The sequence below is a fragment of the Nonomuraea sp. NPDC005692 genome (assembly GCF_040631115.1).
Taxonomy (GTDB): Bacteria; Actinomycetota; Actinomycetes; order Streptosporangiales; family Streptosporangiaceae; genus Nonomuraea.
In genome coordinates this window covers 1-19,150 of the sequence record NZ_JBEXYU010000034.1, presented here as the reverse complement: position 1 = coordinate 19,150, position 19,150 = coordinate 1, and the positions used below count along the sequence as shown (strand labels likewise).

The 19,150-nt window shown below is 71.4% G+C and carries 19 protein-coding genes; 8 read left to right on the top strand and 11 right to left on the bottom strand.

Annotated features, from left to right (window positions below; all coding sequences use genetic code 11):
* The first annotated feature begins 206 nt into the window (after positions 1 to 206).
* From ABZ459_RS43065 to ABZ459_RS43055, 3 genes are all read left to right on the top strand, one after another.
* Positions 207 to 461, top strand: coding sequence for a hypothetical protein (locus ABZ459_RS43065; RefSeq protein WP_357983843.1), 255 nt, complete (start codon positions 207 to 209; stop codon positions 459 to 461).
* A 32-nt stretch (positions 462 to 493) separates the two neighbouring features.
* Positions 494 to 751, top strand: coding sequence for a hypothetical protein (locus ABZ459_RS43060; RefSeq protein WP_352363132.1), 258 nt, complete (start codon positions 494 to 496; stop codon positions 749 to 751).
* 90 nt (positions 752 to 841) lie between these two features.
* Entirely contained in the window at positions 842 to 1,657 is an 816-nt protein-coding gene (locus tag ABZ459_RS43055; RefSeq protein ID WP_357983840.1) for a hypothetical protein, read from the top strand.
* Here ABZ459_RS43055 and ABZ459_RS43050 read toward each other — a convergent pair whose 3' ends face one another.
* The 6 genes from ABZ459_RS43050 to ABZ459_RS43025 all read right to left on the bottom strand — a co-directional run bounded on the left by ABZ459_RS43050 (position 1,658) and on the right by ABZ459_RS43025 (position 7,446).
* Positions 1,658 to 2,404 carry an SDR family oxidoreductase gene (locus ABZ459_RS43050; protein ID WP_357983837.1) on the bottom strand — a complete coding sequence of 249 codons (747 nt, stop codon included), beginning with the start codon at positions 2,402 to 2,404 and terminating at the stop codon, positions 1,658 to 1,660.
* A gap of 34 nt (positions 2,405 to 2,438) precedes the next feature.
* The gene (locus tag ABZ459_RS43045) at positions 2,439 to 3,644 is read right to left on the bottom strand and encodes a hypothetical protein (protein ID WP_357983834.1); all 1,206 of its coding nucleotides are present in this window, start codon (positions 3,642 to 3,644) and stop codon (positions 2,439 to 2,441) included.
* A gap of 28 nt (positions 3,645 to 3,672) precedes the next feature.
* Entirely contained in the window at positions 3,673 to 4,968 is a 1,296-nt protein-coding gene (locus ABZ459_RS43040) for a DUF2252 domain-containing protein (RefSeq protein WP_357983831.1), read from the bottom strand.
* Between the two features lie 63 nt (positions 4,969 to 5,031).
* Positions 5,032 to 5,805, bottom strand: a complete 774-nt coding sequence (locus ABZ459_RS43035; RefSeq protein ID WP_357983828.1) for an SDR family oxidoreductase — start codon at positions 5,803 to 5,805, stop codon at positions 5,032 to 5,034.
* Between the two features lie 11 nt (positions 5,806 to 5,816).
* Positions 5,817 to 6,938 carry an acyl-CoA dehydrogenase family protein gene (locus ABZ459_RS43030; protein ID WP_357983825.1) on the bottom strand — a complete coding sequence of 374 codons (1,122 nt, stop codon included), beginning with the start codon at positions 6,936 to 6,938 and terminating at the stop codon, positions 5,817 to 5,819.
* On the bottom strand, positions 6,925 to 7,446 hold the full coding sequence (locus ABZ459_RS43025; protein WP_357984124.1) for a flavin reductase family protein: 522 nt from the start codon (positions 7,444 to 7,446) through the stop codon (positions 6,925 to 6,927). The genes ABZ459_RS43030 and ABZ459_RS43025 overlap by 14 nt, the downstream gene beginning before the upstream one ends.
* Positions 7,447 to 7,738: 292 nt before the next feature.
* Here ABZ459_RS43025 and ABZ459_RS43020 point away from each other — a divergent pair, with 292 nt between their 5' ends.
* From ABZ459_RS43020 to ABZ459_RS43005, 4 genes are all read left to right on the top strand, one after another.
* Positions 7,739 to 8,899: an acetyl-CoA acetyltransferase gene (locus tag ABZ459_RS43020; RefSeq protein ID WP_357984122.1), complete on the top strand. Its 1,161-nt coding sequence runs from the start codon at positions 7,739 to 7,741 to the stop codon at positions 8,897 to 8,899.
* Positions 8,900 to 8,902: 3 nt separating this feature from the next.
* Positions 8,903 to 9,346 (top strand): OB-fold domain-containing protein, encoded by a 444-nt coding sequence (locus tag ABZ459_RS43015; protein WP_357983822.1) that lies wholly within the window; start codon positions 8,903 to 8,905, stop codon positions 9,344 to 9,346.
* Between the two features lie 852 nt (positions 9,347 to 10,198).
* On the top strand, positions 10,199 to 10,939 hold the full coding sequence (locus ABZ459_RS43010; protein ID WP_352363150.1) for a GntR family transcriptional regulator: 741 nt from the start codon (positions 10,199 to 10,201) through the stop codon (positions 10,937 to 10,939).
* Between the two features lie 199 nt (positions 10,940 to 11,138).
* Positions 11,139 to 11,741, top strand: coding sequence for a GNAT family N-acetyltransferase (locus ABZ459_RS43005; RefSeq protein WP_357983819.1), 603 nt, complete (start codon positions 11,139 to 11,141; stop codon positions 11,739 to 11,741).
* Between the two features lie 64 nt (positions 11,742 to 11,805).
* Here ABZ459_RS43005 and ABZ459_RS43000 read toward each other — a convergent pair whose 3' ends face one another.
* Positions 11,806 to 13,320, bottom strand: coding sequence for a protein kinase (locus ABZ459_RS43000; RefSeq protein ID WP_357983816.1), 1,515 nt, complete (start codon positions 13,318 to 13,320; stop codon positions 11,806 to 11,808).
* 105 nt (positions 13,321 to 13,425) lie between these two features.
* On the opposite strand from ABZ459_RS43000, the gene ABZ459_RS42995 reads away from it, so the two are divergent.
* Positions 13,426 to 14,106: a copper homeostasis protein CutC gene (locus ABZ459_RS42995; protein WP_357983813.1), complete on the top strand. Its 681-nt coding sequence runs from the start codon at positions 13,426 to 13,428 to the stop codon at positions 14,104 to 14,106.
* 37 nt (positions 14,107 to 14,143) lie between these two features.
* Here the strand turns inward: ABZ459_RS42995 and ABZ459_RS42990 are convergent, their stop codons facing one another.
* The 4 genes from ABZ459_RS42990 to ABZ459_RS42975 all read right to left on the bottom strand — a co-directional run.
* On the bottom strand, positions 14,144 to 15,256 hold the full coding sequence (locus ABZ459_RS42990; RefSeq protein WP_357983810.1) for an aldolase: 1,113 nt from the start codon (positions 15,254 to 15,256) through the stop codon (positions 14,144 to 14,146).
* 8 nt (positions 15,257 to 15,264) lie between these two features.
* Complete coding sequence (locus ABZ459_RS42985) at positions 15,265 to 16,587, bottom strand: FAD-dependent oxidoreductase (RefSeq protein ID WP_357983807.1); 1,323 nt, start codon at positions 16,585 to 16,587, stop codon at positions 15,265 to 15,267.
* Between the two features lie 173 nt (positions 16,588 to 16,760).
* Entirely contained in the window at positions 16,761 to 18,278 is a 1,518-nt protein-coding gene (locus ABZ459_RS42980) for an AMP-binding protein (protein ID WP_357983804.1), read from the bottom strand.
* 16 nt (positions 18,279 to 18,294) lie between these two features.
* A partial coding sequence (locus tag ABZ459_RS42975; protein ID WP_357983801.1) for a hypothetical protein occupies positions 18,295 to 19,150 on the bottom strand: 856 nt, incomplete at its 5' end.

The following is a 19,150-nucleotide window of genomic DNA, read 5'->3' as shown; positions in this document are numbered from 1 at the left end:
TAGGGCGGGGTCGCTGCCATCTCATGTCAGGGTAGGCGGCGAACAATGTTCTGATCACTCTGAGCTACCGAACGGCAACGCAGAGTTATATAGTCGCATTGACCTTGATCCCAATGGGTCACAGAAGGTCAAAAAGGGGGCGGCGGTTGCCCAGGGCCCTGGCGCCCGCCGTCCTCGCAGGGGTCCTCACCGGTGAAGGAGCAGAAGTGATCAAAAGGCTGTGCGCCGCAGGTGCCGTGCTGGCCGCGGCCGGCGTCGCCATGGCGGCCGTTCCCGCCCACGCTGACACCTGGTCCGACAACTGGAGCAGCAACAGCGACTCGTCGCAGTCGGGCAACAACTTCGGCGACGTCTCCGCGGCCAACCGCGGTGGCTGGGACTCGACCAACGTCAACAACATCAACGGCGTCGCGACCACCGCCACCGACGGCGGCATCGCGGTGACCTACATCTTCTACTGACCTCCGTACAGCTCTGAGGAAGGGACATCGACATGATGAAGAAGCTCTGCGTGACCACCGGCGCCGTCGCCGCGGCCGCCGCCCTGACGCTCCTGTCCGCCCCGGCCCACGCCGACGTCACCGCGGGCAACTCCAGCTCCAACCATGACACCTCCCAGTCGGGCAACAACTTCGGCAACGTCGTGAACGTCAACGTGAGCGGCACCGACGCCACCAGCGTCAACAACGTCAACGGCAACGCCACGACCGCCACCGACGACAGCCACGCCGGCACCAGCGTCGACTCCTAGCCGGACCCGGGGGCGCCCTCCGGCGCGGAGAGGGCGTCCCCGTGCGGGCCGGGTCGAGGCGGCCCGGCCCGCTCCCACTACCATCCCTGGATGACGAACTGTGCATATGTCACCTTTGATGACCCAACCGGCCTCGACGACGAGCGCGACCTCGCCCTCTCCCACTGGCAGGCCAACGGCATCGAAGGCCGCGCCGAACGCTGGGACGACCCCGCGGCCGACTGGAGCGCCTACGACGCCGTCGTGGTGCGATCGGCCTGGGACTACATCGACCGGCGCGAAGAGTTCCTGGCCTGGGCCCGCCGCGTCGAGTCCGTCACCAAGCTGCTCAACCCGGTCGTCGTCCTTGAGGGCAACACCGACAAGACCTACCTGAGAGACCTGGGCGTGCCGACCGTGCCCACCCATTGGTCCGCCCACGACCTGCCCGACTGGCCCGAGTACGTCGTCAAGCCCGCGATCTCCGCCGGAGCCCGCGACACGACCAGGACCACCGACCGCGACAAGGCCGCGGAGCTGGCCGCCGCGCTCGAGGCCGCGGGGCGGCAGCCGATGGTCCAGCCCTACCTCGACATGGTGGAGTCGGAGGGCGAGACCTCCCTGCTGTACTTCAACGGCCGCCTCAGCCACGCCGTCCGCCGCCATCCGATGCTGGCGGCGGAGGCGACCCTCGACTACAACGCGCGGGCCGAGCTCCGCACCCCGGCCCCGGACCAGGTCGACCTGGCCGAGAAGGTGCTAGCAGCCATTCCCCACGCCCTTCTCTACGCCAGGATCGACCTGGTCCGGCTGTCCGACGGCACGCCGGTGGTCATCGAGCTGGAGCTGACCGAGCCGTACCTGTTCCTGCGGTACGCGCCGGACGCCGCGGCGAACTTCGCCAGGGCTCTGGGGGAGCTGGTCTGATCAGCAGGAGATCCCGCCGTCCACCGGGATGACCGTGCCCGTCAGGTACGAACCCGCCCGCGAGGACAGGAAGACGGCCGCGCCCGCCATGTCGTCGGGCCGGCCGATCCGTCCCAGGGGCACGGTCGAGGCGATGGCGGCGCGGGTGGAGGGGTCGTCCAGGGCGAAGGCCATCATCTTGGAGTCGAACGGCCCGGGGGCGATGGCGTTGACCGTGATGTGCTCCTTGGCCAGCTGTCTGGCCAGGTGGCGGGTCAGCATGTGCACGGCCGCCTTGGTGGAGGAGTAGGCGTAGCTCTCCAGGGCGGGCACCCGGATGCCGTCGATCGAGCCCACGTTGATCACCCGGGCCGGGTCGTCCGGGCCGGCCGCCTCGCGCAGGTTCGGCAGGAACTTCTGGGTCAGGTAGAAGACGCCCTTGACGTTGATGTCCCAGAGCTTGTCGAAGGCGTGCTCCGGATACTCCTCCAGAGGCGCGCCCCAGGTGGCGCCGGCGTTGTTGACCAGCACGTGCAGCGGGCCGCCCACCGCCGTGACCAGCATGTCCACCCCCTCGGGCGTGGACAGATCGGCCTGGACGGCCGTGCAGCCCAGCTCGGCGGCGGTCTTGTCGACCTCCGCCGCCTTGCGTGCCGATATGACGACGGTCGCGCCGGCCGCGACGAACCCGGCGGCGATCATGCGGCCGATGCCGTGCGAACCGCCGGTGACGACGACCGTCTTGCCTTCCACCGAGAACAGACTCATGTTCCGGAAGCATGCCATACCGACTGGTCGGTTACTAGCTGCCCTCGTCCTTCACCCAGAGTCGCAACAGCCCCCGGAAGTGCTCGGTGAACCGCTCGCGCTCGGCCGCCGGGTACGTGGCCGCCACCGTGTCGACCAGCAGCCGGTCGAACTCCGGGCCGGCCACCCACTCCAGCACGATCTCGTCGATGTGCCCCAGATGGGTCCGGCAGAACTCCTCGTACCGGTCCACCTCGAAGTACCGGTCGGCCAGCTCGCGGTACCGGGCCAGCCGTTCCCCGTAGTCGCCGGTGACCTCGAAGTAGTCGTGCGTCTCCAGGTCGATGCGCGGCCGGCGGCGGGTGGCCACGCAGAACACGCTCCACTTCACCAGCGCCTTGATCGCCCACGGGAAGTAGTAGTGCAGGCTGGTCAGGGCCACGTCGGGGCAGGCGTTGGCGTAGTCGATCGGGTGCACGTCGGAGCCCTTGACCAGCGTCTCGCAGGAGTTGAACTCCCAGCGGAAGAACGCGTTCACCAGCCGCCCGACGGTGACGACCTCCTCGCCCACGGACGGCGAGAGGAACTCGTGGTCCACGGCGTACCGGGCGTGCATCGGCTCGTCGGGGCGGAAGCGCATGACCATGGTCTCCGCGCCGATCGACAACGACCTGGCGAAGGCGTCGTACCCCTCGACGGACTGCTGGAGGTGCATGAGCATCTCGCCGCTCTCGTCGTAGGCGCGGTGCAGCTCGTCGCGGTCGCGGACGCGGGAGACGCCCCGCCAGGCGCCGCCGTCGTACGGCTTCATGAACAGCGGATAGCCGATGCGCTCGGCGACCGCGTCGAGGTCGAAGGACTGGTTGTAACGCTCGGCGGTGTAGGCGTAGCGGGAGTTGTCCACCGGGTTCTTGTACGGCACCAGCACAGTCTCCGGCACCTTGAGCCCCAGCCGCATCATCGCGCAGTAGGCCGCGTGCTTCTCCATCGACTGGAACGTGAACGGGCTGTTCAGCAGATAGACGTCGTCCATCATGGCGATCTTCTTCAGCCACTCGCGGGGGTGGTAGTACCAGTACGCCAGCCGGTCGATCACCAGCTCGTGACGTGGCTTGGCACGCAGGTCGAACGGCTCGATCGTGATGCGCTCGACGTCGAACTCGCCCACCCCCTTGATCGGCCCCAACCGGCGTAACACGGTCTCGAACGCCGCCGGCCAGTCCTCCTCGGTCCCCAGCAGCAGCCCAATGAGATGACGCACGATGCTCCTCCGCGGCCGCCGCGCGGGCTCACACTCCGGGCAGGCGACCGTTCCTGAACAGGTCGACGAACCGTTGATGGTCTTCACGAGCCTGTGCCCCATATCGGTGGGCGAAATCCACCAACATGCCGATGAATCCGGATTGATCGCCGTTGATGACCGCCACGATCGCCTCCTCCGTCGAGAAGTCCACCAGGTCGTGACTGGACTCGTCGTCGGCCACCGAGTGCATGCGCGCCACCGCCCGTCCCAGGTCGCGCATGATGGAACGCAGCTCGTCCGGCTCGTTGACGTCGTCCCAGTCGAGGTCGGCCGAGTACGGCGACACCTCGGCCACGAGCTGGCCCACCCCGTCGAGTGAGGCGTACCCGAGCCAGGGGTCGGCATATGCCTGTAGCGCCCGCTGCGACTCGGCCGTGCGGTGGCCCTGGTGCAGGAAGTAGGAGGCCGCCTTCTCGTTGTCGACGTACCGGGCCACGGCCGGCACCTGGGCCTGCTTCATGTAGAGGATGACGTCGTTCTCCAGCGCCTGCGAACGCCCCTCAAGCAGCAGGTTGTACGACGGCAGCCCCGCCGACCCGATCCCCACGCCCTTGCGCAGCGCCACGTCCTTGACGACGTGCTCGACCGGGTTGGACGGCGTGGGCAGCGTGCCGAGGTAGCCCTCGAACGCCGCCAGCACCCTCTCCCGGGCCGCGGCGTCGACCTCCTCCCGGCCGTCCATGAGGGCGAAGCGCCGGTCGTAGTCGTCGATGACGGTCTCCACGTCGAGCATCGCCACCCGCGTGCTGAGCCGCGCCGTCTGCAGCACCCGGTGCAGCACGCCGCCGGTGGTCTCCAGGGTGAGCGAGCCGATGGCGTCGTCGCCGCCGGTCGCGATGCCGTGCAGCTCGGCCAGGTACGCCCGCGCGAACTCGGTCACCAGCGCGCTGATCGTCTCGTCCGACAGCGCCTTGGCGTAGCCGATCAGCGCCACGCTGGCGGCGAAGCGCTTGAGGTCCCAGACGTAGGGGCCGACGTAGGCCTCGTCGAAGTCGTTGACGTTGAAGACCAGCACCCCGGAGGCGTTCATGTACGTGCCGAAGTTCTCGGCGTGCAGGTCGCCGTGGATCCAGACCCGGCCCGTGGGCTCGTCGAGGTAGGAGCCGTCGGCGAAGTCGCCGGTCAGGTCGGCGTAGAACAGGCCGGCACTGCCCCGGTAGAAGGCGAACGGGGAGGCCGCCATCTTGCGGAACTTGCGCCGGAAGGCGGCCGGGTCCCGTTTGATCGACTCGCCGAACTCGCTGATCAGGACGTCGAGCAGGAAGGAGGAGCGTGTGCCCATGACACGGACGGTAGCCCGCCGGATCCTCGCCGCCTACCCCGAATTCTCCCTGACAGGGCCAGGTCAGGGATGTTGCGAGGACACCGAGACGGTCTCGCCCGTCATGTACGAGGAGTAGTCGCTGGCCAGGAAGACGATCACGTTGGCCACCTCCCACGGCTCGGCCGACCGCCCGAACGCCTCCTTGGCGGCCAGCTCCGCCAGCAGCTCCTCGCTCGTCACCTTCGCCAGGAAGGGATGCACGGCCAGTGACGGCGCCACCGCGTTCACTCGGACGCCGTGCTCGGCGACCTCAAGCGCGACGCACCTCGTCAACGCCATCACCCCGGCCTTGGCCGCCGCGTAGTGCGCCTGCCCGCGCTGCGCCCGCCAGCCGACCACCGAGGCGTTGTTCACGATCACGCCGGAGCCCTGGCCGATCATGTGCCGGACCGCCGCCCTGGTGCACCGCATGGTGCCGTTGAGGGTGACGTCGAGGACCGTGTGCCACTGCTCGTCGGTCATCTCGGCCAGCGGGGCCGTACCGCCGAGGCCGGCGTTGTTGATCACCACGTCGAGCCGGCCGTGCGCCTCCACCACCGCGTCGAACAGCGCCAGCACCTGCGGCTCCGACGTCACGTCGCACGGGACCGCCAGGGGCTTGACGCCGGTCAGCTCGGTCAGTGCCTCGGCGGCGGCGGCCAGGCGGCGCTCGTGCCGGTCGGACAGGACGATCGTCGCCCCCTCCTCCGCGCAGCGCCTGGCGGTGGCGTAGCCGATGCCCGCGCCCGCGGCGGCGGTCACCAGCGTGACCTTGCCGTCGAGCAGACCGTGCGACTTCGGATAGGGCGGTGCCATCCGTGCTCCAATCAGCGGGGGAGTCCGAGAGTGCGCTCGGCGATGATGTTCCGCTGGATCTCACTCGACCCGGCATAGATCGTGTCCGCCCGGCTGAACAAATACAAGCGCTGCAGGTCGTTCAGACCGTCCGCCGCCACGAGCCCGGCCTTCCCCTGGACCTCCTGCGCCAGCTCGCCCAGCCGGCGATGCCACTCCGACCAGTAGAGCTTGGCGATCGACACCTCCGGACCCGGGTCCGGGCCCAGCATCCGCAGGGCGTTCAGCCGCATGATCTCCAGCTCCAGCCACGACCGGACGAGCCGGTCGCGCAGCACCGGGTCCTGCGCCGCCCCGGTCCGCCGGGCGGTCGCGATCACCTCGGCCAGCTCCCGCCGGAACCCGATCTGCTGCCCCAGCGTGGACGCGCCGCGCTCGTGGCCCAGCGTGGCCATGGCCACCCGCCAGCCGTCGCCCTGCGCCCCGAGCAGGTTCCCCGCCGCCGTGCGCGCGCCGTCGAAGAACACCTCGTTGAACTCGGAGGTGCCGGTGAGCTGCCTGATCGGACGTACGGTGACGCCCGGCCCGCCCATCGGCACCAGCAGGTACGACAGCCCGCGATGCCGCTGCGAGCCCTCCTCGGTCCGGCACAGGACGAAGCACCAGTCGGCGACGTGGGCCAGCGACGTCCACACCTTCTGCCCGGTGATCACCCACTCGTCGCCTTCGAGCCGCGCCCTGGTCTGGACGTTCGCCAGGTCGGACCCGGCCTCGGGCTCGGAGTAGCCCTGGCACCACAGCTCCTCGCCGCGCTGGATCGGTGGGAGGAAGCGGTCTTTCTGCTCCTCGGTGCCGAACTCCAGGATGGTCGGGCCGATCAACCCCTCGCCGATCAGGCCGACCCGGGCCGGGGCGCCGGCCCTGGCGTACTCCTCGTAGAAGGCGACCTGGTCGTCGAGGGAGGCGGCCCGGCCGCCGTACCGCTCGGGCCAGCTCAGGCAGGTCCAGCCCGCCTGGCCGAGCCGGCGTTCCCAGGCCAGGCGCAGGTCGTGCCCCTCGTGCTCCCTGCCGGGGCCGCCGAGACCGCGGACGTGCGCGAACTCGCCGGACAGGCTCTCCTCCAGCCAGGCGCGGGCCTGCTCACGCAGGCTCAACAAAGCCCCCGTAGCCGCCCTGGAAGAAGACCAGGGGGCCGCCGTCGGCGTGCGTGTCGAGCTGCAGCACCCGGGCCACCACGATCATGTGGTCGCCGGCCGGGTGCTCGGCCTCGATCACGCAGTCGAGCCAGGCCAGCGCGCCTTCCAGCACCGGGTTGCCGCCGGGGGAGCCGGTCCAGGCCAGACCGGCGAACTTGTCGCCGCCCTTGGCCGCCATCTGCGCGCAGACCGGCTGCTGGTGCTCGGCCAGCACGTTCACGGTGACGACCTTCGCGCCGCGTACCCGGGGCCAGCTCGTGCTGGTGTGGGCCACGCAGAAGGCCACCAGCGGCGGGTCGAGCGAGACGGACGTGAAGGAGTTGGCCGCCAGGCCGCACGGCTGGTCGTTCGCCGGGTCGAGGGCGGTGATCGCCACCACGCCGGTCGCGAACCTGCCGAGGACCTGACGGAACCGGCGGCTGTCGACCTGGCCGTTCCCGTTGTGCTGTGTTGGGCCGGGCGGCATGGCGGCTCCGTTGCGAGTCCTGCTGCGCTGGTGGGGCGCCGGAAGGCCGCGACAGCCGTCCGGCGCTATGAGCCGGGCAGCGTGTGTGCTCATGGGGTCCGCCTCCTCGTCACCGACTGCGCCCATCATACATACCAAGCGCTTGCTTGGACACTAGGTCCGTCCCGGAAACCCTGTCAATCCGTCCGGAGCGTGGTCCGGCCCCGGCCGCCGCTCGTTCCTCCGCTGCCGGGTCGCCTGCGGTTGACATGGGGAAAAAGGTGGGCATAGCGTGATCTATGTGCCCAAGCGCTTGCTTGATTTCCGGGATGTGACCGCCATCGCGGGGGTCGGCTACACCCCCTTCACCAAGAACTCGGGCGTCAGCACCCTCACCCTGGCCTGCCGCGCCGTCCTGGCCGCCCTCGACGACGCCGGCCTGCCCCCGGACGCCGTGGACGGCCTGGCCACCCACCGCGTCGGCGACTCGGCCCCGCCCTCCCTGGTGGCCCCCGCCCTCGGCCTGCCCGACCTCGCCTGGCACCTCGACCAGTTCGGCGGCGGCAGCGTCTCGCACGCCGTCATCGGCCAGGCCGCCCTGGCCGTGGCCACCGGGATGGCCGAGACCGTCGTCTGCTACCGCGCGATCAACGCCCGTTCCGAGTTCCGCATGGGCGGCACCGGGCGTGGCGTGCCGGTCAGCCCCGAAGTCCAGTACCAGGCCCCGTACGGCTACTTCGCCCCGCCGCAGCAGTACGCCATGTACGCCCGCGCCCACATGCTCCGGTACGGCACCAGGCCCGAGCACTTCGGTCGCCTCGCGGTCACCCAGCGCGCCAACGCGGTCAAGAACCCGCGGGCCCTCATGCGTACCCCCATCACGCTGGAGGACTACCTGGCCAGCAGGTGGATCGCCGAGCCGTTCCGCCTCCTGGACTGCTGCCTGGAGACCGACGGCGCCTGCGCCCTCGTCGTCACCACCGCCGAACGCGCCCGCGACCTGCGCCGCCACCCCGTCCTGATCTCGGCGGCGGCCTGGGGCGGCGGCACGTCCCACCTGTCGGGCACGGGCCCGGCCGACCCCACGGTCACCGCGGCCGCCGCCCTGGCCCCGCGCCTGTACGCGCAGGCCGGCCTCGGCCCCGGCGACGTGGACGTGGCCGAGATCTACGACTGCTTCACGTACTCGGTGATCGTGCAGCTGGAGGACTACGGCTTCTGCGCCAAGGGCGAGGGCGGCCCGTACGTGGAGTCGGGCGCCACGGCCCCGGACGGCGAGCTGCCCGTGAACACCCACGGCGGTTTCCTGTCGGAGGGGTATGTGCACGGCGTCAACCACGTCGCCGAGGCGGTCGCCCAGCTCCGGGGCGAGGCCGGCGACCGGCAGGTGCCCGGCGCCGAGGTGGCGCTCTCGACGGCCCAGCCCGGCTACATCCTGCCCGCCACCTCCGCCCTGATCCTCAGGAGGTCCTGACCGATGACCCACGGTCCCCGTCCCGAGCCTGACCGGGACTCCGCCGAGTGGTGGGAGCGCCTGGCGCGGGAGGGGTTCGCGGTGCAGCGCTGCGACGGCTGCGGCACCGCGCGCTTCCCGGCGCGGGCCTTCTGCCCGTCCTGCCGGGGCGAGGCGTGGCGGTGGCTCCCGGTGCCGGCCGAGGGCGTGGTCGAGAGCTGGATCGTCAACCGCCGGCCTTTCATACCGGGGGCGGGGGAGCCGTACGTCGTGGTGATGGTCCGGCTGGACGCCGTGCCCGGCTGCCTGGTGCACGGGAACTGGCGCGGCGCCGCCCCCGAGCCGCTGCCCGGCCAGCGCGTACGAGGGGTGCGCACGCGCATCGACGATCGGCTGACCCTGCTCGACTGGGAGCCCCTGACCGGGGACGCGGATGCCCATTCGCCCGAGCGCACATCCTCCCGCTGATCGGTCCAGATCCGGACATTCGATTCGTACCGGAAATTCCCACCAGTCCCACCATTGCGAAGGTGCCTACAGGTTGGCCCCTGAGGGTTGATGATGAAGCTGAGGCGTCAACCATGGAGGCGACCCGGACGTGGCGGCGTACGTGTGCGGTAGCGACTCGGCGACAGACGTGACACCGAGGTCACGACCGCTGACTCCTGCCGCCGGCCCGGGCCTGGCTCGGATGGCGCGCAGCCCTCCGGGCACGGGGGGCGGTACGGCGGCGCAAGAAGGTCCCTCTCGGAGGAAGGCGCGTCCTGGCGGGCGTGGGGGACCCGCCAGGACGCGCTTCCTGCCCCGTGAACGGCGACGCCAGGACTCCGGCGAGGGATGGAGTCCTAGGCCGCGAGTTCGCTCACGGAGTCGGTGGGGGTGTGCGAAGGCACGTGCCGCCGGTGACGAACGGTGCTGCGTCGAGCCGCACCGACAGGGTCATCGATGGGGTGCGTGACGGGGGCGCCACCCTCCTCGTTCCAGACAAAGGATCCGTCTATGCACCACACGGTCAGTTCGGTCGACACCGAGAGCACGGACATTGCCTTTCCCTTGCTCTGGTGCTTGTGGGAGAACCCGTCGCGCCGCAACGCGTAACGCAGTAAACGAGTTGCTTCGCGGGGGTCCTGCCAGGGCAGGAACGGCGTGTCCGAGTGAACCGGCAACACTTGGCCTCCACCCCCCTCACCGGCCTTTAGATGGATTTGTACCAACGAATGGATGATGGGCCGGTCGAGGGGCTTCGGTCAAGGGGTTGTGGCCTGCTAGAACCAGATCGTCTAAATTGTTGGAACAAAAGGGGTGAAAGTGGCAAGGTCGGTGCTGTATCAGCAGGTGGCGGCGGAATTGCGTCGAGCCATCTACTCGGGTGTCCTCGGCCCCGGGGCGCAGCTGCCGACCGAGGCACAGCTCATGGAAGACCACGGGGTGAGCAGGAACACCGTCAGGCTGGCTCTCGGGGAGCTCGTCAACGAGGGGCTGGTCACGCGCACGCCGAGGCGCGGCACGGTGGTCCGCGACCGCAGGCCGCTGCTCATCTACCCGCAGCGCGAGCTGGAGCCGCAGCCCACCGGAGAACTGAAGGAGGCCTTCGCCTACGCCGTTGCGCAGGAAGGCCGGGCGCCGAGCCAGTACATTGAAGTGCTGACGGTTTCTCCCGTCGAGGAGATCGCCAGCAGGCTCGAGCTGGCCGACGGAGAGCTGGCGGTCGTGCGTCGCCGCCTGCGGTTCGTCGACGGCCAGCCGTACAACACCAACGACTCCTACTTCCCCCGTGATCTGGTCGCCGACTCCGAGATCGCCAGGCCCGGAGACATCGCGCGCGGGGCGAACAGGGTCCTGGAAGAACTCGGCCACGCGCAGATTCGCGTCGTCGACGACATCTGGGCCCGCATGCCCAACCAGGAGGAGGCCGAGCGCCTCCAACTCGAACTCGGCACGCCAGTCATGGTCTACGTCCGAGTCGGATACGACGGGGCCGACATGCCAGTGCGTGTCGCTGTGTCGGTGCTGCCCGCCGACAAACATCTGATCAGATACGAGCTCGATCGTCGCCGCTGACGGGCTCGGTTGAAGGGGTGATCCCGCCGGCCGGGCGCAGCGAGAAAGCCGCCTCGCTGGCCTAGGGGAGTCGTGCATACTCCCCTAAATCGCCATTTATCCATATATATCGGGTTGAGGACCCATATCGCCCCTGCGCGACATTGCGTCATCACGCTGTGTGTCGGCATGGGCACCCAACGCATCGAAGGGCTGTATTATGCACACAAACACCCTCCTTCACCCGCTCGCACTCCGGCGTGCGGAGCCCGCGGACCTTCCCGGCGTACTCAGGCTTCTCGCGGACACCGCCGAGTGGCTGCACACGCAGGGAGTGCGGCAGTGGCCGCGGCAGGGATTCGGCCCCGAGCGGATCGAGCCGCTCATCGAGGAGCGGGTCCTGTACCTGCTCGACGACGAGCTGCGCTATCTCGACCCCGACGTCCAGGCCCCGCCCGTGGCGACCATCGCCCTCGACGGCAACGCCGACCCGGAGTTCTGGACCCCGTCCGACGACCCGGGGGCCGCGCTCTACGTCCACAAGCTGGCCGTGGCCAGGCCGTGGTCCGGCAGCGGGCTCGGCGACGCGCTCCTCGACTGGGCCTGCTCCTCGGCCCGTTCCGCCGGGCTGCCCTGGCTCCGGCTCGACTGCGCCAAGGCCAACCCGCGGCTGCAGGAGTACTACCGCATGCGCGGTTTCCGGCACGTCCGTACGGTGGACCTGCCGCACCGCTCGTCCGGGGCCCTGTTCCAGCGGCCGTCGCGCGACCTGTCCACGACGGCCTTCCGTGACCTGACGGTCGCGGAGCTGATCAGCGCCTAGCGAACCCCTCTGGCCGGATCCGGTCCGGAAGAGGGCCGGGTCCGGCCGGTGGTCGCGCGCCGCCTCATGTCAGGCGGCAGGTCACCTCGTTGGCCATGTTGTTCGAAGGCTGCTCGGCCACGGCGTCGCGGCCCTGGAACTTCCACTGGCACACGGTCGTCGCGGTGATGCGCGCGCCGCCGAAGCACCACAGGTTGTCCCAGGTCCCGCCGCCCATGTTCTGGCCCTGCGCCTTGCAGTACTCCTGGACGTCGGTGAAGGTGATCGTGCCCTGGGACGGCGGCGGCGGGTCGTCGTCGGGCGGCGGCGTGCTCTTGGCGGGGCGGCTCGTCGGCTTGCGGGCCGGTTCCCTGGTGGCGGTGGGGGCGTCCGGTGCGGGGTCGGCCGGGCTGGTGCGGGGCTTGTGGGTGGCGGCGGGCGTGCGCGTGGGGTCGGCGATCCTGGTCGCGGCCGCCTTGGAGGTGGCCTTGGCCGACGACGACTGCGCCGAGCCCTCGGGGGTGGGCGTCGGCGCCTCCGGCGTGGTGACGGCCGGTGAGGAGACCGGCGCGGACGCGGGTGAGGACACCGTGGGGGCCGCCGCGCCCGCCGTACGTTCGCCTGGGGCCCAGGCGAGGTAGCCGGTGGCGGCGGCGACGAGCATGACCACGCTCACCGCACCGACGATCAGCGGCCGCCTGCCCGCACCCCCCGCCGGAGCGGCGGGAGACGTGAAGGGGCCGGGAGCGGCAGGCCCGTGAGGGGTTCCGGAAGTGATCGGGGGCGAGGCGGGGACGGCGCGTAGGCGTTCGACGAGCTGGGCGGCGGTGGGACGCAGCGACGGGTCCTTGGCCAGGCACGCGCCCACCAGTTCCCGCAGCACCCCGTCCAGCCGCCCGAGCTCCGGCTCCCCCTGGAGGATCGTGTGCAGGACGCGCGGGATCGAGTCGCCAGGGAAGGCCCGCTGCCCGGTGGCCGCGTAGACCATGGTCGCGCCCCACGCGAACAGGTCGGCCGCCGGCCCGACCGCGTCCCCGGCGATCTGCTCGGGCGCCATGTACGCCGGGCTGCCGATCGGCTGGCTGCTGACCGCCGACTGGCTGAGATCGAGCGCCCTGGCGATGCCGAAGTCGATGACGACCGGCCCGTCCGGCCCGAGCAGCACGTTGGCCGGCTTGAAGTCGCGGTGGACCACCCCGGCCTGGTGGACGCCCGCCAGCGCGGTGGCGGTGTTGACCGCCAGCCGCTGGAGGGCGGCCGCCCCGCGCGGCCCGTTGTCGCGTACGGCGCTCTGCAGCGAGGGCCCGTCGACGAACTCGCTCACGATGTACGGCCGCCCGCCCAGGAACCCCGAGTCGAGCACCTGCGCCGTGCAGAAGGGCGCCACCCGCCTGGCGGTCTCCACCTCCCGCAGGAAGCGCCGCCGGGCCTGCTCGTCGGCCATCAGGTGCGCGTGCAGCAGCTTGACCGCCACGCGCCCGCCGCCGCCGTCCCGGCCCACGTAGACGACGCCCTGGCCGCCGGCCCCGAGCCGCCCCTCCAGCGTGTACGGCCCGACCGCCCCCGGATCCTCGGACGACAGCGCCAGCACCTCGGGCACCAAGCCTCCAGCCAGTCGAGTGGGGCCAAGATCGTACCGCAGCGGCCCCAATGAGCACGCGCGTTTCCGGCGCAAGTGGACAGAGCGCCATATAACCTCTTTGCCATGACCGGATCCCTCCTTGAGGTGATCGCGCTCAATGTGCGCGACGCCGTGGCCGCCGAGCAGGGCGGCGCCGACCGCCTGGAGGTCGTCGCCGACATGGCTGCCGACGGGCTCACCCCCGCACCGGAGACGGTCGCCGCGATCGCCGCGGAGTGCCCCCTGCCCCAGATGGTGATGCTCCGCTGCGCGGCCAACTTCACCGCCGATCCCGACGTCCTGGACCGGCTGCGCCGCGACGCCAAGGAGCTCGCGCAGGCCGGCGCGGCCGGGTTCGTGTTCGGTTTCCTTGACGGCGCTGGCGTGGTCGATCTGGCGGCCACCGAGGCGCTCATCCACGCCGTCTCGCCGCTCCCGTGGACCTTCCACCGCGCGGTCGACCACGCCGCCGACGTGCAGGCGTCCTGGCGGGCCGTGCGGCTGCTGCCCAACCTGGCCACCGTGCTCACCTCCGGCTCCCCTCAGGGGGTCGGCGCGGGGCTGTCCACGCTCAGGTCCAGGGCCGAGGCCGGCGACGGGTCGATCATCCTGGCCGGCGGCGGGCTCAAGCCCGCTCACGTGCCCGACCTGCTGGACTACGGCATCCGCGCCTTCCACGTGGGCTCGGCCGTACGGGCGAGCTGGACGGACCCGGTCGAGTGGCGGCTGGTCCGGCAGTGGCGCTCCCTGGTCGAGCGCGACTGAGCCCCTCAGGGCCCCAGGGATCCCCGGGCCGCCCGGCTCAGGGGAACAGGGCCGCGTCGGCGCGGCGGAGGGCGGCGGCCAGCGTCCTGACGGTGGCCGGCTCGTCCATGACGCCGCCCCCGGCCGCCCGCCGCTCCTCCCAGGCCCGGACGCGCTCCCGATAGGAGTCGTAGTGGGCCAGGTGGAAGGCGTAGACGGTGGCGAACCTGCTGACGAGCTGCGCCGGATGCATGTCCCAGCCCTGGTGGAAGCCGTGGGCCAGGGAGTGGCCGACCAGCCGGGCGTGCCTGCCCCACAGGGCGTGGACGTCGTCCGCCCGGTCGGAGGCGGGCCCGGCGGCCAGCGAGCCGTCGGACAGTTCGACGCCCGTGCCCGCGAACGCCGTCTGCATCACGTGCCTGGCGTGGTCGCAGGCCGGATGGTCGAGCCGCTGCTCGTGCGGCGGCAGGCCGATGGCGGCGGTGTAGTCGAACACGCCGAAGTGCGCCGCGGCCAGCCGTCCGCCGAGCGTCCCGGGCAGCTCGGCCCGCAGGAAGGGCAGCGTCTGCGGAGCCTCCACCTGCATCTCGAAGCGCAGCCCGGACAGGCCGAGCCGCGCCTCCAGCCGTTCCAGCACGCCCGCGAACTGCCCGAGGTACGCCTCCATCAGCACCTTCGGGAACGTGACCGTGAACCCCGCCGGCAGCTCGCCCGCATGCTCCAGCACCCCGGCCAGGAAGCCGCCGAGCGTGCGCACCGACCTCGCCGGGTCGCCGTCGGCGAACGACTTCACCCGCAGCCCCCACCGGCGCGGCAGGGTCCCGGCGGCGTGCAGACGGGCCACGGCCCGCGCGGCCTGATCGGCGTGCCCGTCCTCCTCCTCGTACGGGCGCACGCCGTAGCCGTCCTCGAAGTCGATCCGCAGGTCCTCGACCGGCTCGCGGGCCAGCTTGCCGAGCACCCGGTCGCGCACGTCGGGCGCGAACGCCTCCAGATGCGCCTCGGCCAGCGAGAGCGCCCGCCCTCCCCACTCGGCGACGGTCGAGGCGGAGAAACGGTCGGCGGGCACGTAGACGGTGTGGACCGGCTGCCGGCCCGGCTCGGCCATCGGGTAGCGGGCCTGCTGCACCGCGTACACCTCGGCGAAACCGGGCACGGGCTCGTCGGGCACGTACGGGCTCATTCCAGGTGGGCGCAGGCGCGGAGCATGGTGTCGACGCCGACCAGCTTGACGCGTTCGCCCCGGCCGAGCGATCTGGCCAGCTCGCCCTCGGCCCGTTCGATGGCCAGCCAGTCGTCGTAGGTCACCGGCCGCACGCCCCGCTCGGCCAGCAGCGACTCGACCGTCGGCCGCGACATCCGCTCGCCGCCCTCCAGGGACTCGCCCTCCAGGTCGGCCAGCAGCGTGCGGACCGTCTCGGCGGCGTCGGACTTGTTGGTGCCGATGACGCCGGTCGGCCCGCGTTTGAGCCAGCCCGCCACGTACTCGCGCGGGCGCACCCGGCCCGCCTCGTTGGGCACGGTCATGGTCCGCTCGGAGAACGGCACGCCGGGCAGCGGGACGCTCTGGTAGCCGACCGAGCGCAGCACCATGCCGACGGGCAGCGTCTCGTACTCGCCGGTGCCGACGACGCGGCCCTCCTCCGACAGGCGGGTGCGTTCGAGCCGGAGCCCCTCGACCCGGTCGGCGCCCAGGATCTCCACCGGCCGCAGCCAGAACCGCACGTCGAGGCGGCGCGGCCGGCCCACGGGCTCGCGGCCGGCCCACGACTGCAGGACCTTGATGTTGCCCTGGACCTGGCGCGGGAAGTCGGCGCCGAGGACGGCCGCCTCGTCGGGGCGCACGCAGACGTCGGCGTTGACCAGCTCGCCCAGCTCGCGCAGCTCCTTCAGGGTGAACTTGGCGTGCTCGGGCCCCCGCCTGCCGACCATGTGGATCGCCTTGACCTGGCTCTGGCTCAGCCGGTCGAGCACGTCGTGGGGCACGTCGGTGTGCCGCAGCTCGTCGGCCGTCTTGGCCAGCACACGGACGACGTCGACGGCCACGTTGCCGACCCCGATCACCGCGATCTCGGAGCTGTCCAGCGTGAAGCGCCCTGGATCGACGTCGGGGTGGCCGCAGTACCAGTTGACGAAGTCGGTGGCCGCCACGCTGCCCGGCAGGTCCTCGCCGGGGATGCCGAGCCGCCGGTCGACCATCGCGCCCGTGCAGTAGACGACCGCGTCGTAGACGCCGAGCAGGTCCGCGACGGAGACGTGGTCGCCCAGCGTGACGCCGCCGAGGAAGCGCACCTGGGGCAGTTCGAGTACCCTGCGCAGGTAGTTCGCGATCGACTTGATCGAGGTGTGGTCGGGCGCCACGCCGTACCTGACCAGCCCGTACGGCGTGGGCAGCCGTTCCAGGACGTCGACCAGCACAGGCTCGGCCGACTGCTTGACCAGCGCCTCGGCCGTGTAGATCCCGGCCGGGCCCGACCCGATGACCGCCACGTGCAACGCCACGCTGCCTCCTCATGCCGGTGAAGGTGCGACGCGGAGGACGCGTCCCTAGAGGTGCAACCGGCCCGTGTGCTCGATGTATCCCCGGTCGCCCGCCGGTGAACCCGTCTTCCGTGAATACCCGTCCAACCGGATTCTCGCTCACGAGGCCCCTCATGGCAGCCCCTGAAACGCCGCTATCCGGAGACGGCCCGCGAGCGGAGGGCGAGCTTGTCGACCTTGCCGTTGACGTTGACGGGCAGCGCGTCCACCACCTCGACGCGCTTGGGCACCTTGTAGTTGGACATGTTGGCCTTCGCCCAGGCCAGCAGCGCGCCGGCGGTGACGCGGGCGTCCGGCCGGGGCACCACGTACGCCACGCCGGCCTCGCCGGAGACCGGGTCGGGCACGCCGACCACGGCGGCCTGGGCCAGCGAGCCCTCGCGCAGCAGGAGCGCCTCGACCTCGGCAGGGGAGACGTTGAACCCGTTGACGATGTAGAGCTCCTTCTTCCTGTCCACGATGGCGAGGTTGCCGGCCGCGTCCAGCACGCCGACGTCGCCGGTGTGCAGCCAGCCGTCGGCGTCGATCACCTCGGCCGTCCTGCCGGGCTCGTCCCAGTAGCCGCGCATGACGCCGTAGCCGCGTTGCAGGATCTCGCCGCGCAGGCCGGGCGCGACCTCCTTGCCGTCGTCGTCCACGATCTTGACCTCGATGCCGGGGACGGCCCTGCCGGTGGTGTTCGCGATCACGTCGATGGGGTCGCCGGCCCGCGTCATGGACACGACCGTGCCCTCCATCAGCCCGTACGCGTTGATCATCCGTTCCAGGCCGACCCGCTCGGCCAGCCGGGTGATCAGCGTGGCGGGCACGGAGGCGGCTCCGCAGATGGCCACCCGCAGCGAGGAGACGTCCCAGTCGGCGCGGTCCAGCTCGTCCAGGATCCGGGCGAACAGGGTGGGCGGCCCGGCCAGGATCGTCACCCGCTCGGAGGAGATCAGCGACATCAGGGCGTCCGGCGAGAACACCGGGATCGGCAACATCGTGGCCCGGCGCAGCACGCACGCGACGAGCCCGGCGTTCAGCCCGAACCCGTGGTTGAACGGCGCGATCACCGGATAGCGGTCGTGCTCGTCCAGCGTGACGATCTCCGCCCAGTCCCAGTAGCCGCGCAGGACCTGGGCGTGGTCGAGCATCACGCCCTTGGGCGTGCCCGTGGTGCCGGACGTGGACATGATCTCGCACAGGTCGCCGGGCCCGACCGCCAGCGCCCGTTCCTCGCCCGCCCGTACGGTCACCCCGCCCGCGTCCAGGTCACCGGTCGCGCGTACGGCCACCCGGGCGTCCATGGGCGGCAGCAGGCCGGCGAGCGGCGGATCGCCGACGATGACGACCTTCACCCCGGTCCGCTCGATCAGCCCGGCCGCCTCGATGCCCTTGTACCGCGACGACAACGGCACGAGGACGGCCCCCGCGTCCCAGACGCCGAACGCGTGCCGCACCCAGGACGCCGAGTTCGAGCCCCAGATCGCCACCCGGTCGCCCGGCTCGACGCCGAGCGCGATCAGCCCGCGGGCCACCTCGGCGGCTCCCGTCCTGAGCTCCGACAGCGTGACGCGGGCGGCGCCCTCGACGACCGCGACGGCGTCCGGATGGCGGGCGGCCTGGTCGCGCAGCATGCGGGGGAGCGTCCCCCAGTCGGGCATCGATGCCATCGGCTACTCCGTCGCGCTAGCTGACGAGGGCCCTGTCCCGGCCGAGATGGTGGCCGCGCCGGTCGTCCACCGTGCCGGGCGCGGGGGTCTCCAGGACGTCCTGGGCGATCCGCACGTCGATCGAGATCGGGGTCAGGGCGCGCACGGCCTGCTCGATCCTCGACCGCCACATCGGGTTCCTGACCAGGCTCTCCCGGCCGAACGAGACGGTCAGGGCGGCGGCGTCCAGGGTGCCCTGGCGTTCGACCGACAACTCCCAGCCGGTCACGCCGTCGATCTTCGACAGCGCCTTCTCGACCCGCGGCAGCGCCAGCCACACGCCCCTGACCAGCACGTGCTCGCCGACCGTGTGCGCGGGCGCGGGCAGCCCGGCGCCGCCGGCCCTGGCCACCAGGCCGGTCCTGAGCACGGCGTCGCCCAGCGTGGAGTGCCCGGACGGCGTGAGGACCAGCTCGGCCAGCGCGTCCTCCTGGCCGGCCAGGTCGTCCTTGGTCAGCGAGGCGAGGCCCAGAACGCCGTCCGCGAGCGGGGTGAGCGGCGCGTCCTCGGCGGTCCTGAACGCGAGGGCGGCCCCGCCGAACGGGCTGGCGAGCACTTCGGTGACCGCGCAGCCGAACTCGCCCGCCAGATGCCCCATCGTGCGCCTGGAGGCGATCTCGCCGGTCAGGACGATGTGTTCGAGCCCGAGGTCGAGCGGGTCGAGGAGGAACTCCAGGTGCAGGCGGGCCAGCAGGTCCATCGCGCCCGTCGGGGTGCTGACCAGCGTGGTCGCGCCGAGCGCGGTCAGCGCGTGGTGCAGGCGCAGGCGGCCGCGCGGCCCGACGGCGGCGGCGGCCCGCGCGACCTGCGCGGCGGCGGCGGCCCACAGCGCG